The sequence below is a fragment of the Pirellulales bacterium genome, assembly GCA_019694435.1.
Lineage (GTDB): Bacteria > Planctomycetota > Planctomycetia > Pirellulales > JAEUIK01 > JAIBBZ01.
In genome coordinates this window covers 15,915-30,132 of sequence record JAIBBZ010000048.1, presented here as the reverse complement: position 1 = coordinate 30,132, position 14,218 = coordinate 15,915, and the positions used below count along the sequence as shown (strand labels likewise).

General features: G+C 66.0%; 7 protein-coding genes and 1 pseudogene. 5 read left to right on the top strand and 3 right to left on the bottom strand.

All coding sequences use genetic code 11. From position 1 onward, the window contains the following. From K1X74_21800 to K1X74_21790, 3 genes and pseudogenes are all read left to right on the top strand, one after another. Nucleotides 1–365: pseudogene (locus K1X74_21800) on the top strand ((2Fe-2S)-binding protein). Nucleotides 366–412: 47 nt separating this feature from the next. After that, nucleotides 413–2,635, top strand: a complete 2,223-nt coding sequence (locus K1X74_21795) for an HTTM domain-containing protein (protein ID MBX7168985.1) — start codon at nt 413–415, stop codon at nt 2,633–2,635. A gap of 320 nt (nt 2,636–2,955) precedes the next feature. Further along, nucleotides 2,956–4,389, top strand: a complete 1,434-nt coding sequence (locus K1X74_21790) for a LamG domain-containing protein (GenBank protein MBX7168984.1) — start codon at nt 2,956–2,958, stop codon at nt 4,387–4,389. A gap of 100 nt (nt 4,390–4,489) precedes the next feature. Here the strand turns inward: K1X74_21790 and K1X74_21785 are convergent, their stop codons facing one another. After that, nucleotides 4,490–5,059: a glutathione peroxidase gene (locus K1X74_21785; protein MBX7168983.1), complete on the bottom strand. Its 570-nt coding sequence runs from the start codon at nt 5,057–5,059 to the stop codon at nt 4,490–4,492. Nucleotides 5,060–5,241: 182 nt separating this feature from the next. Between K1X74_21785 and K1X74_21780 the strand changes: the two genes are divergently transcribed. After that, nucleotides 5,242–6,564 carry a DUF1501 domain-containing protein gene (locus tag K1X74_21780; protein MBX7168982.1) on the top strand — a complete coding sequence of 441 codons (1,323 nt, stop codon included), beginning with the start codon at nt 5,242–5,244 and terminating at the stop codon, nt 6,562–6,564. A 52-nt stretch (nt 6,565–6,616) separates the two neighbouring features. Here K1X74_21780 and K1X74_21775 read toward each other — a convergent pair whose 3' ends face one another. Both K1X74_21775 and K1X74_21770 read right to left on the bottom strand, forming a co-directional pair. Then, entirely contained in the window at nt 6,617–8,053 is a 1,437-nt protein-coding gene (locus K1X74_21775) for a DUF1501 domain-containing protein (protein ID MBX7168981.1), read from the bottom strand. Nucleotides 8,054–8,065: 12 nt separating this feature from the next. Continuing rightward, on the bottom strand, nt 8,066–11,416 hold the full coding sequence (locus tag K1X74_21770; GenBank protein MBX7168980.1) for a PSD1 and planctomycete cytochrome C domain-containing protein: 3,351 nt from the start codon (nt 11,414–11,416) through the stop codon (nt 8,066–8,068). A 144-nt stretch (nt 11,417–11,560) separates the two neighbouring features. Here K1X74_21770 and K1X74_21765 point away from each other — a divergent pair, with 144 nt between their 5' ends. Then, on the top strand, nt 11,561–14,176 hold the full coding sequence (locus K1X74_21765; GenBank protein ID MBX7168979.1) for a c-type cytochrome: 2,616 nt from the start codon (nt 11,561–11,563) through the stop codon (nt 14,174–14,176). The last annotated feature ends 42 nt before the right edge of the window (nt 14,177–14,218 follow it).

Below are 14,218 nucleotides of genomic sequence, written 5' to 3'. Positions count from 1 at the left end.
TGCCCAAGCTATCGGGTTAAGGTGTCGGCGATTTTCAAGTGCCCGCAGGCAAGCGGCTTTTTGTCGGCCTGACGGACGAGGCCGGGATCGATCAATTGCACGCGTGCGGCGGCAATGCCCGCTGCACGACCTGCCGCGTCGAGTTCCTGGCCGGTGAGCCCGAGCAGATGACGGCCGCGGAGAAGACAGTGCTCGATGCCCGCGGCCTGCAAGGCGTGCGGCTAAGCTGCCAAATCGTGTGCGGCGAACACGACCTGGCCGTACGCGCCAACAGCCGGCTGGCGGGCAGCGGCCGGGCCGACGCCGGCAAGCGGCCCACCGATGAGCTGCAGCCGCAACCGGTCGAATGGGTCCCGAAGCCGTAACGACTGCCGACGCTGCACGTCGCGCTGCGCAGGGGAGAGACGCCGCCTTGTCCCGAAGCTGGCGAACGATGTTGGGCCAGCCGGTCGATGGCGCGTCGTTGGCGTTTGCCCGGTGCGGGCTGGGCATCGCCTTGGCTACGGTGCTCGCCGAATACGTCTGGCCCCACGCGACGGGCACCGCGCTGCAGGTCCTGATCTCGGGCCCGGGGGTTACGTGGCTACAGCCCTATCCCGGGCTGAGCTGGATACGGCCCTTGGGCGAGCCGTGGTCGACGGCCCTCGTTTGGCTCGGAGTGGTTGCCTGTTTGTGCTTTGCGGCCGGCCTGTTCTATCGCCTGGCGGCCGTGTTGCAGGTGTCGATCTTCACCTGGCTGTGGCTGCTCGATCAGTCGATCTACGGTAACCATTTCTACCTGGGCAGCGTGCTCGCGCTGTTGTTCGCGTTGTTGCCCGCGGGAAATCGCTGGTCGTTGGACAACCTGATCCAGTCGGCCACGGGTTCCGTGCGCCCGACGACGACGGTGCCCTACGGCGCAATCGTCCTGCTGCGGGCGCAGATGTGGCTGGTTTACTTTTTTGCGGGTGCCTCAAAGATCCATCCGGACTGGCTGTCTGGCGAACCAATCCGCACCTGGTTTCGCGGCGGCGTGCCGGTCGAACGCCTGGCCGCGGTCTTCGGTTCGCAGGCCGTCGCGGGGCTGCAGCCGGTGTTTGCAAACGAAGCGACCATCTACTTTTTCTCCTACGCGGGCCTGATTTTTGACCTCGTCGTCGGAACGCTGTTGTGCCTGCGACGCACGCGGGCGTTCGCGTTTGCCGCTGCGTGTTTCTTTCATCTCACGAACTTCCTGGCGATGGAGCGCGTCGGCGTCGTAGCACCCTTGGCTTGGGTCGGCACCACGTTGTTCTTCGCGCCCGACTGGCCGCTGGCCTTCGTGAGATGGCTGCGCCGACCACGGATCGAGAAGCCCGATTGGCCCTGGTTCTTTGCCGGGCTTCTGCTGTTTCCGCTGGGGCTGCTCTTGGGCTGGCGCTCACCGAGCGCCCGGCCGCCGTCGGCCGACTCGTCGAGGCCGCTGTCCCGCGCCGCGCTGGCGGTGGCGACGGCCTGGTTCGCCTTGCAACTGTTCCTGTCCCTGCGGCATTTCGTAATCCCCGGCGACGGCTACTGGACCGAGGAAGGCATGCGATTCAGTTGGGCGCTGATGACTCGGAACAAGACGGGGCAATTCACACGGTTCGAGGTCGACGATCCAAGGCTCTTTCGTCGGCAAGGCGCCAGTGGCTGGACCGTCGACCCTGTACAGTGGGCCGCCTCCCCGCCCTTGATCTACGACGAGATCGACGCGCCGGCCGTCGCGTGGGAGCGGCTGCCGGCGGTGTTTCTGGCCTGCGAACCGCTGCTCGGCGAGCGTTGCTTCTTCCGGCCCGCGGCTGGCGAGTCGGGAACCGGTGATGTGGCACGCGCCGCCGTCGTGCGTCTGTGGCCGGAGCTGCGCGGGCAGGAGTTTCGCCTGACGCCGGTTGTGCCGCTCGAACGCCTGCTCGCCACGGCCGAGCACGAGCTGGCCTCACAGCGATCGTTGAAGCGCCCGAATCGCGAATCGTTTGCCGATGTGTTGAGGGCCGTACACGTACGTGCCCGCGAGGTGCAAGCGACCGACAATCCGGCGTTGCAACTGCGGGCCGTGCGCGGCCTAACGAATCGCCTGCTGCAAATCGCACAAGCGCTACCGGCGTCGAGCATGTTTCAACGCGAACTGTCGACGCTGGCCCCTTGGATGTTGCAGGGAGCCAGGGCGCCGTCGACCCCGTTGTTTGTGATCGAGGGCAACGCCTGGCGCGCTCCGGGTGAAAACGTCCTGGCTATCTGGCGGCAAACCATGCGGCGGCCGGGACCCGAGTTGGTCGATCTCGACCGGCTGGAATCGCGCTTCTGGGGAATGCTGCCGCCGATCGTGATCGTCCGCACGCAAGGCGGAGCACCGCGAGTGTGCTGGAATTATTGGCTCGACACCACGCCGCAGCAGCGCGAGTCGCTCGCCATTTTTCCGCACGTCCTGCAGAGCTATGCCGCACATGTCGCCGAAACGTGGCAAGCGCGGTTTCAGCGTCGTCCCGGGGTCCGCGCCGTCGCATATGTCGAACTGAACGGGCATCCGCAGGCGCTGCTGGTCGATCCGCGCGTCGACCTCGCTTCTGCGCCGCTTGTTCATCTGGGACATAACGCATGGATACTGCCGCGCGGCGCCACGCTGAAATTGCCATAATCACCGGTGCGTTCAGGCCCACGGCGACGCAACTCGGCCTTCAAGGAGACCATCTCGTGCAAGCTACCCCCCTTGCGTGTCGCTTGATTCTATGGGCCGGCGCATGGCTCATGCTGGCCGAGGTGTGGCCATCGCAATCGTGCCTGGCTGAGGGGCCAGCGGACTTTCTTGCCTGGCCCTTGGAGCGCGATGCACGAGGGGCAGATGAAAGCGGTCCACATGGCACGGCTACTGGCGTCACTTTCGACACGTCGGGCCCCACCTCCGCGCGACGCGCAGCCGCATTCGATGGCCGAAGCTCGGTCATCGAGGTCCCTGGCTTGCCGCGTGACATTCCGGGACGCGGCGATTTTTCGGTCGCCGCTTGGGTCCGCGTCCCCGAGGAAGACGATGACGTCGTCGGCACCGTCGTCGAGCGGTTCGACGCGGCTGCGCGGCGGGGTTTTCAACTGAGCATTGTCACCAATGCGGCGTCAACCAGCGCCTTGGCCAACCTCCGGCAAGTGCAGTTCGGCCTGCAAACCGCGTCGCCCGAAACGACGTGGCAAGATCATGGGCGACCCGGCAATGCTGTGCTGATCTTTGCCCTGGCCACTTATCGAGGCCAGCTCTACGCGGGGACGTGCGAACCAGGCGCCGAACAATGTGGGCACGTCTATCGCCTCGAAGGCGAGCAGTGGATCGACTGCGGCCGACTGGACGGTGCCAACAGCGTCTCGGCCTTGGCTGAATTCGATGGACAGCTCTACGCCGCGACAGCGTGCTATCGGCTGCGCGGCTCGGCGCTGGACGATGCTGTAAACCAATCGCCAGGCGGACGCGTGTTCCGGCTGATCGAACCAGGCCGGTGGGAGGACTGCGGTCGTTTGGGCGAATCGGAGGCCCTCAACGGGCTGGTTGTGTATCGCGGCCAGCTCTATGCCAGCTCGACATACGCGCCCGCAGGCTGCTTTCGCTACGAGGGCGGCACGAACTGGACGTCGCTGGGAACGGCCGAAGGTCATCGCTGCGAAGCATTGACCGTGTTCAACGGCGCGATCTTTGCCACGAGCTACGACGGCGCCGAGATCCATCGCTACACGCCCGAAACAGGCTGGCGCGTAGTCGGGCAATTGCCCGGCGAGACTCAGACCTATGGTTTCACCATCTTTCAAGGCCAGCTCTTTGTCGGCTCCTGGCCGAGCGGCAGCGTGTGGCGCTACGACGGCGACGATCGCTGGACAAACTGCGGGCGGCTGGGCGACGAAAAAGAGGTCATGGCCACGGCCCACTACAACGGGCAGCTCTATGCCGGCACCCTGCCGTTGGCAGCGGTGTACCGTTACGACGCTCCCGACAAGTGGACCGACACGGGAAGGATCGATTTGACGCCTGACGTCACCTATCGCCGCGTCTGGTCGATGGCTGTCTATCGGGGGCGTCTGTTCGCCGGAACGCTCCCGTCGGGCCGCATACTAAGCATGGCCAGCGGCGCGTGCGCCTCGCACGATCATGCTCTCGCGCCGGGCTGGCATCACCTGGCCGGGGTTCGCGCGGCCGATCGCTTGCTGCTCTATGTCGATGGCAGGCACGTCGCTACGTCCGAGCCGTTCGATTCGGCGGCGCTTGACGTGTCGAACGATGCGCCGCTGCTGATCGGGCGCGGCCAGTTCGACTACTTCCAGGGCTCAGTGACTGACGTCCGTCTCTATCGCCGCGCCCTGACAACCAGCGAAATCGCGCACATCGCCAACCCGCGCGGCGCCCAGCGCTAGGTGGAAAACGACATCGCCCCGCGGCGGACGATGGGTCTGCCACGGGGCGATGGTGATCGACGCGCTGACTCGAATCGGCGCGCCGACTCGAATCGCCGCGCTAGTTCTTCGCCAGCTCAGCTTCGATGGCCTTGATCACCTCGGCCGCGTCCGGCTTCACCTTCGGCGAGAACCGCTGGATGACGTTGCCCTGGCGGTCGACGAGGAATTTTTCGAAGTTCCAAGTGATCGGGCCGGCGAACTTGGGGTCCGTCTCGGGCGACGTGAGGAACTGGTAGAGTGGGCAGATGCCGTCGCCCTTGACCACGACCTTGGAGAACATGTCGAACTTTACGCCGTAGTTCTGCTCGCAGAATTCGGCGATTTCGTCGTCGCTGCCCGGCTCCTGCTTGCCAAACTCATTGGCCGGAAAGCCGAGGATCACCAGGCCCTTGTCGGCATACTTCTCGTGCAGGGCCTCGAGCTGCTCGTACTGCGGGGTGAGCCCGCACTTGCTGGCGACATTGACGATCAACACGACCTTGCCCTGGTATTTCGCCAGGTCGACTTCTTTGCCCGTCAGGCTTTTCATCTTGTATCGAAACACCGGTGCGACATCGGTATCGGCAGCCACGGCAAAGCCTCCTGCAATCAAGAGCGGGGCAAGCAACCAGGCCCATTGAGCCTTCATGTTCGGGTCTCCGTGTAGTGCTAGTTCCAGGCGGGACAGAACTCGTGAAACGAGGATGCGGGCGGCGCGTTCGCGCCGGTCGCATACTGCATGTTCTAGTCGCCTGGAGAGGCGTTGGCCAGTCGGGGGGCGAATTGCCTTGCCGCCGCTCGACGCCGGCGACTAGATTAACAAACGTGAGCATGTCCCCTCCTACATTCGATCGCCGAGAGGTCCTGCGCCTCGGTGGTTTGAGCCTGCTAGCGGGGAGCTTGCCGCGTGAGCGCGTCGCGGCGGCCGTCGCGACGGTGCCGCGCGCCCAGGCCTGCATTTTCATGCTGCTGCAGGGCGGTCCCAGCCATCACGATCTTTGGGACCTGAAGCCCGACGCTCCGGTGGAGATTCGGGGGCCGTTTTCACCCATCGCGACCGCCGTCCCCGGCGTTCAATTCGGGCCGCTGTTGCCCGACACCGCCCGGCTGGCCGACCGCCTGGCGGTGGTCCGCTCGATGCAACATGATTTCAACAATCACATCGCCGGCACGTATATCACGCTCACTGGCTCGCCCAATCAGCCCAATATCGATCGCGAAGCGGCGCCCGACGACTTCCCCGGGCCGGCGGCGATCCTGAATTATCTGCAGCGCGAACCGTCGTCGGTGCCGACCAGCGTATCGCTGCCGACGTGGCTCAGCATTCCGGGACCATCGAACCGCATGCCCGGCCAATACGCTGGCTTTCTCGGCGCGGTCCACGACCCGTTTCTGATTGCCGGCGAGCCCCAGAAATCAGACTTCAAGCCGCTGTGCTTGACGCTGCCGGACGATTTCGCCCCCGCGCGATTGCAGGGCCGCAAAGGACTCCTGGCCCAGCTCGACGCCGCGGCGGCGCAACTCGAAGCCACGGGTGTCGTTCGTTATGACCACCTCTCGCAGAGCGCCTATGAGCTGTTGAGCGACGCGCGGCTGCGCGGCGCCGTCGACCTCGCGCAAGAGCCGGACGCGACGCGCGATCGGTACGGGCGAACCAAGATCGGCCAATCGCTGCTGCTGGCGCGCCGCCTGGTCGAGGCCGGCGTCAAGTTTGTGGGCTACAACGCGTTCAACCAGGAATGGGACACGCACGGCGGGCTCAAGGGGCGCTACGAAGACCTCATTCCCAAGCTCGATCGGGCGTATAGCGCCTTGATCGGCGATTTGGCCGAACGCGGCCTGCTCGACGAGACGCTGGTGATTCAGGCGGGCGAGTTCGGCCGCACGCCGCAGATCAACAAGGACGCCGGCCGAGATCATTGGCCGCACGCCTACAGCGTCGTCTTGGCCGGCGGCGGCATTCGGGGCGGCACCGTCTACGGCGCCAGCGACAAGCACGGGGCCTATGTCGCCGATCGCCCTGTGAGCCCGGCCGATCTGCTCGCCACGATGTGGCACCTCATGGGAGTCGATCCGGAGTCCGAATTGCGCGATCGCCTGAACCGTCCGAACCAGGTTTCGCGCGGGCAGATCGTCACCGAATTGCTCGCCTGAGCGGGCTCGGTGGCCCCCGGATTGTACGCGGCCCGTTTGCCCGCGCCAGTGTTTACGCCAGGATGTCGTGCAGGACGTTGCCGTAAACGTCGGTCAGCCTCATGTCGCGGCCGCTGAAGCGATACGTCAATCGCGTGTGGTCGAGTCCCATGAGGTGCAGCATCGTGGCGTGCAGGTCGTGGATCGTCGTGCGGTTCTCGACGGCGAAATAGCCGTACTCGTCGGTCGCACCATAGACGGTGCCGCCCCGGATGCCACCACCGGCCAGCCAGATGGAAAAACCAAAAGGATTGTGATCGCGCCCGTCGCTGCCTTGGGCCATGGGCGTGCGGCCAAATTCCCCGGCCCACACGACGAGCGTTTCGTCGAGCAATCCGCGCGCCTTGAGGTCGCGCAGCAGCGCCGCGATCGGACGGTCCGTCGCGTCGGCATTGTTCTGGTGGCCTTCCAACAGGTTCGAGTGCTGATCCCAGCGATCACCGACGACCTGCGGGCACAGCACCTCGACGAAGCGCACGCCGCGCTCGACCAGCCGGCGGGCCGTGAGGCAGCGATGCGCAAAGATCTGGGTCTTCGGCTGGTCGAGCCCGTACATCGCTACCGTCGCGGCCGTTTCCTGGGACAGATCGGCCAGTTCGGGCACCGACGTCTGCATGCGGAAGGCCAGTTCGTAATTGGCAATGGCCGCGTCGAGCGCGTCGGCGGCGCCCTGCTGCTCGATCGCCAGGGCGTCGAGCCGATTTACCAGAGCCAGCTTCTGCCGCTGCACTTCGACCGGCGTGTCGGCCGGGCGGATATCGGCCACGGGCAGATCGCCCTGGCGAAAGATCGACCCCTGATAGGCGGCGGGCAAGAATCCGCTGCCGAAACAACTCACACCGCCCGGCGGAATCATACCGCTTTCCAGGACGACAAATCCGGGCAGCTCTTGATTGTCGCTGCCCAACCCGTAGGTGGCCCAGGCTCCCATACTGGGACGTCCCTGCAGCCCGTGGCCCGAGTGGAGAAAGTAGTTGGCGTTCGTGTGTTCGGAAAAGTCGGCCGTCATCGACCGCACGATGGCCAGATCGTCGACACATTTGGCGACGTGCGGAAACAAATCGCTGACGGGGATGCCGCTCTCGCCGCGCGAGCGAAACTTCCACGGTGAGCGCAACACCGTGCCGACGTTGTCGAATTGCGTCGGCGGCACTTCCATCTTGATCGGCTGGCCGTGCTCGCGGTCCAGGCGGGGTTTCGGGTCGAATGAATCGACCTGCGAGGGTCCCCCGTCCATGTAGAGAAAGATCACGCTCCGAGCCCGGGCCGGAAAATGCGTGGCAGCCCGTGTCGACAGGAGCGCCGCGTCGGCCGGCGTCGCGCCATACGCGCGGTCGTTCAGCAGCGCCGCCAGCGCCATTGCGCCAAAGCCGTTGGCGGCCCGGCTCAGGAACTCGCGCCTGGGCAGGCAGCAAGGCCGGCCGGTCAGGAGGTCACGATCTCGATGCATCGGCAGACACCGTCACCGCAGGTAGATGAACTCTTTGACATTGAACAACACGTGCGCCAGCTCGGCCCAGGCCTCGGCCGGATCGCTGCTGGTGACGTCTTGCCGCATGGCGAGGTATTGCTGTGCGGCGGCCAGCTCCTCGGGCCGTGGCTCGCGCGTCAAGGCAGCCAGGTACATGGCCCGGATTCGCTCCGAGGCGTCGCCCGGATATTCGTTCAACACTCGTTCGCCCCAGCGCCGGGCTTGTTGCAGCACGAACGGATTGTTCAACAGCATCAGGGCCTGGGCAGGCACGTTCGAACCGTCGCGGCGGCCGACGCAAGTGAACGGCGGCGGATAGTCGAAGACCGTGAGCAGCTCGGGCAGGAAATTGCGCCGCAGCGTGAGGTAGACGCTGCGGCGACCGGCTCCGTCGAGCGGTCCCGATTCTTTGGGCCGGCCACGCCCGGTCATGAACTCGGTGAGATACACCGGCACCCCGGGCCCAAACATCGTCGTATCGAGCCGCCCGGACAGCGCGAGCATGGCGTCGCGGATGGCCTCTGCCTCGAGCCGCGCCACGGGACGATAGTGCCAGCGCTCGTTTTTGGGATCCGCGGCCAGCGATTCGGGCACCGGGTGGCTGGCCAGGGCATAAACCTGCGAAGTCACCAGCAAGCGGTGCATGTGCTTGAGCGACCATTGCGAGCGAATCAATTCGCCGGCCAGCCAATCGAGCAGCGCGGGATTCGTGGGCCGTTCGCCTTGGCGTCCAAAATTGTCGGGAGTGGGCACCAGGCCCGTACCGAAATGGTGCAGCCACAGCCGATTGACCAGCACGCGCGCGACCAACGGATTCGCGGGGTCGATCAGCCGCCCGGCGAGATACATGCGCCCGCACTCGTCGCTGAGCGCCGGCTGATTCGCGCCTGCGATGGCCTCGAGAAACCGCCGCGGCACGACGTCGCCCGGCTTGTGCGCCTTGCCACGGATATAAACGGGCGAGTCTTCCGGCGTGCCAGGGGCCATCGCCAGGCAAACGCGTGCATCGGCCAATTGGGCGTCGAGTGCGGCCTGCCGCGAGCGGGATTCGGCCAATTCGGCCGAGGCGGTCGTCGCCGCCTCGTAGGGCAACCAATCGCGATGCGCGACCAGCCAGTCGATCAATTGCCCCGCGGCCCGATTCGCCTGGGGATTTGGAGACGAATCCGCTCCCCAGCGCTCCACGGCGCCAGCGAAGAGCCGGGCATAGCCGCGGGCGAGCCCCTCGGCTGAAGCCGCCTCGGGGGTCTCGACCAGCGCCATAACCAAGGGATTGGGTGGATCGGGCGGAGCGCCTCCGTTGCTCAACGCAACATCGGTCACGATCAAGCCGTCGGGCCCGTCGTCGAGCAGTTCGACGTAGGCCTGGTGCCCGAGGTAATCGGTCAGATTTTGCGCGATCCACTCGGGGGCTCCCTGACGATCGACGCGGGTGCGCAGCGAGCCGTGCAATGGACCGAAGATCAACCGATGCGAATCGACAACCGTGTTGATGGTGCCGGTGCCCGCGACGCGAAACCAGATCGTCTGGTGCCGGATCGAGAAGGTCGGCGAGCGCAGCGCTCCGCGCAGTCGGCGCGAAATCCGCGCGCTGTCGGCGGCCCCGCCGCCGATCATACCGGGTAGAAAATCATCGCCGCTCGTGGCGGCAAACGATTCGTACGGCTGCCGCGGACGCGGGCCGAACGCCTCGCCCGAGACGAACCAATCGGCATAGTCAGGCCCGTCAAACGCGGCCAGCGGCGTCCAGTCGTTCGCCGGAGGCGATGCGGCCGCACGCAGCTCTTCGCGCACTTGCCCGACCACCGTGGCGAAGTCCGACGGCGCCGCGGGGCTCAATTTGCTCCACGCGAACCACACGTCGTTCGGTTTTTGCTCAGGCTGGGCCAGCTGTTTGATCCAGCGCACCAGAGCCGGCAGGTCAAGGTTCGACGCCTGGGCCGCCGCCTGCACCTCGTCGCGCGCGGCGATGTCCGCTTCGGGCAACTCGCCCCAGGGCCGCGCCAGCGGGGCAGCCGCGAGTAAATAGTCCGGCAGTTGCTCGAGCGCTGGGCTCAATGCTTGCTGCCGCTGCCGGCGCAAAGGCTCCTGGCGCGCGTCGATCAGCCGCGACATTTCCTCGACGAGCGGTGCGTTGTGCTCGGGGCCGGCAAACGACGCCAACTGATAGCGCGAGCTTTGCAGGATTCCGGCGAGCGCGTAGTAATCCTTGGTCGAAATCGCGTCGAACTTGTGGTCGTGGCAACGGGCGCAAGCAATCGTCAGTCCTAAAAACGCCTTGCCGATCACGTCGATGACGTTGTCAAAGCGTTCGGCCTCGTCTCCCAGGATGTCGACGGGCGAGTGAGTCGCTTCCCCCAGGTGGAAGAATCCCGTGGCAATGATCGATTCGTTGAAGCCCTCGGTGGGATGTCTGCGCGGCTGGGGTAAGAGATCCCCTGCGATGTGTTCACACACGAACTGGTCGTACGGCACGTCGGCGTTCAAGGCGCGAATGCAGTAATCGCGGTACTCGTAGGCAGCGGGAATGTCGTAGTCGAATTCGTGCCCGTGCCCTTCGGCATAGCGGACCAGGTCGAGCCAATGGCGTGCCCAGCGTTCGCCATACCGCGGCGATGCCAGCAGTCGATCGACGACGTGCGCGATTGCGTCGGCCGAGGTATCGGCCGTGAAGTCGGCCAATTCCGCCGGCGTCGGCGGCAGACCGATCAGATCGTAGGTCACTCGACGCAACAGCGCACCGCGATCGATCGCGGCTGCCGGGCGCAAGCCGTGCGCCTCGAGTTCGGCCAGAATGAAACGATCGACCGGCGTTTGACACCAGGCCGCGTCGATCACCGCCGGCGGCTCGACAGGCTGCACGGGCTGAAACGACCAGAATTTGGCCCGCTCGGCCAGATCGAAGACCTTGGGATCCTTAGGCGACGAGGCCTCGCCTGCCGTGGCCCAGGCCGCGCCTTCGCCGACCCAGCGCTCCAGTGCTGCAATCTGCGCGTCGGCCAGCTTGCCAGGCGGCGGCATTTGATAGCCGTCCGGCGCATAACGCACGGCCTGCACGAGCAAACTCTCGTCGGCATTGCCAGGCACAACGGCCGGCCCCGAATCGCCGCCACCCAGCAGGCCAGCGCGGCTGTCGAGCCGTAGTCCGCCTTCCTGTTTCTCCGGGCCGTGGCACCGCTGACAGTTTTCGGCCAGCAGCGGCCGGATTTGCATCTCGAAGAATTCGACCTGCGCCGCGGAGAACGCAGCTTCGTTGGTAGCTGCCGGCGCGTCGACGGCCAAGGCCGGGCTGGCCGAAACCGCGAACAGCAGCCCCATCGCAATGCGAGAAAATGCCGGCATAAACGGCCCGGTCGCGCACGTGTTAACCGGGACGTAGTATAACTCGTCTTCCCGGCAATTGTCTCGCCCGCATGTGGGTCATCCGCATGCGGCCAACCGTGCCCGCCGCCGGCGGCGACCTTCAACCGCACGATCGGAGACTGCGTGTACGCCCCTGCAACCAAGGCTCCGGCGTATTGGATCTGGCGAATCTGCGGGCTTGCCTGTGTGTTGCTGCCGGCACGGCTGGCCGACGGCGCACCTCCGGTTGCCGCGGACGAACAAGTCGAAGTCGTACTCGCGATGAGCGAACCGGACCTCGTCACGCCGACCGGCATCGCCGTGTTGGCAGACGGCTCGGTGCTGGTGGTCGAAAACCACACGCACTTCCGTCCGCCGGGCTATCAGGGCCCGCCGGCCGATCGCATTCGGCGCGGCGTCGACCTCGACGGCGACGGCCGCCTCGAACAAGTCACCACGTTCTTCGAAGGTACCACGGCCACGATGAATCTGGCCACGTACCGCGACGGCTCGGTGTTCGTCGCCACGCGGCGTGACGTGTTTCGACTGTACGACGACGATCGCGACGGCTCGGCCGATCGCCGTCAAGAAATCGCCCGGCTGGAAACCGACGGCGATTATCCGCACAACGGGCTGTCGGGTTTCGCCTTCGACGACGCGGGCCGGGTATTCTTCGGCCTGGGGGAGAATCTCGGCGCCGCGTATAGCTTGATCGGCACCGACGGCCGGAAACTGGGCGGGGGCGGCGAAGGGGGCAGCATCTACGTCATCGAGCCAGATGGGACGCAGCTTGCGCGCGTGGCGACGGGCTTCTGGAATCCATTTCACCTGGCTTTCGATCCACAGGGCGAGCTGTTCGCCGTCGACAACGACCCGGACAGTCGGCCGCCGTGCCGGCTGCTCCACGTGGTGCCACACGGCGACTACGGCTATCGGTTTCGCAACGGCCGCAAGGGCGTGCATCCGTTCACTGCTTGGAACGGCGAGCTGCCGGGCACTTTGCCGATGGTCGCCGGCACGGGCGAGGCCCCCTCGGGCATTGTCTATTGCCCTTCGGCCGCGGTTTCTGCCGACATGCAAGGCTCCCTGCTCGTCACCTCGTGGGGTGATCATCGCGTCGATCGATTTCGTCTCGAGCCGCAGGGCGCGAGTTTCCGGGCGTCGTTCGAGACGGTCATACGCGGCGATGAGAACTTTCGCCCCGTCGGCATCGCGCTTGCGCCCAATGGCGACCTTTACCTGAGCGACTGGGTCGATCGGGCCTACGAACTGCACGGCAAGGGGCGTGTCTGGCTGGTGCGCCGCAAGGCCACGGCGCCCAAGGCGGCGTCGGCGCCGGGCACGAGCGTCTCGACGGACGGCATCGCGACCGCCGGTGCCACGCGGCGCGAACACCTCGCCGCGAAAGCGCCGATCGATGAATTGCTCGCGGCGGCGGCCGAAAGCGATCCTTTCGTTCAACAGGCCGCCCGCCGGGGCCTGCTGCGCCTCTCTCGCCCCGACGACTGGCTCGAGTGGCTGAGCGCGGAACATCCGCAGAGCCAACGCCTGGCTGCGGCCTTGTTGCTGCGCGAGTCGTTCGACGCAGGCGACACGACGCTTGCCCGGGCCGCGCCACGGCTCTTGGCCGATCTGGATCGCGATGTGCGGTTTGTCGGCATCGAGTGGACCACCGATGCGCGGCTGACCGACCAACGGGCCGCGCTGGCGGCCTTGGTCGATCGCAGCGCGAACGACGCCCGCCAGCTCGAGGCAGCGCTGACGGCAATGCGAATGCTCGATCGGCCGGCCGGTCAAAAGCTCGAGGAAACGGCCGGTGAAGACCTGGTCTTTCAAATCGTGCGCGATGCGGCACGCCCGGCCGCCGTGCGCTCAGCAGCGCTGCGCTTGCTACGCGCCAATTACCCGGGACTTCAGGCCGGCATGCTGAGCGATTTGATTGCGCAGCCCGAGGACGAACTGCGAAGGGCGGCGATTCAAATCCTGGCGTTGGCACCGTCGCCGGGTCAGCAGGAACTGCTGCGCAAGACGGTCCGCGACGCTCGATTGCCTGTCGCCGAGTGCAACGATGCCGCCGCCGGTCTCGACCCACGCGACCCCGCTAGCCGGCGTGCTTTGTTCGAGCTGCTCAGCCAGGACGAGCCGCGGGCGGTAGAGGCCGCTTTGCGCTCGCTGTCGGGCGCGGAACTGACCGACGACGAACGCGCGCGCCTCTCGAGCCTGGTGGATTCGAGCACGCAGGCCGAGTCGGTTCGGCAGCTTGCGCAGCTCGCGCTGCAACCTCCGTCGGCGGCCGAGATCTCGACGGGAGATGCACTATCGCGGCTGGAAGGCGAGGGCGATCCCCGGGTCGGCCGGCAGATCTTTTTCCATCCCCGCGGGCCAGGCTGTTACCGTTGTCACCGCGTGGGGGGCTGGGGTGGCACGGCGGGGCCCGATTTGAGCCGAATTGGCGCCTCGCACGACCGCGCGCGGCTGGTGCAATCGATTGTCGAGCCCGCGCGCGAGATTGCCCCGCAGTACGTCACCTCGACCCTCGAGCTGGCTGACGGCCGGGTGCTGCAAGGCGTCGTTGAGGAACGTCCCGGCGCCGCCGAACTCAGCGTCACCGACACCACCGGCCGGGTCACAACCGTTGCCTACGGCGAAGTCGTCGCCCGTAGCCTGGGGGGGCCTTCGATCATGCCGACGGGCCTCGTCCAGCGCATGACCCCGCAAGATTTCCGTCACCTCTTTTCCTGGCTCGAATCGCTGAAATAGCAATTGACGCCAGCAGATTCTTGCGGAAATCCCTGCGCTTGC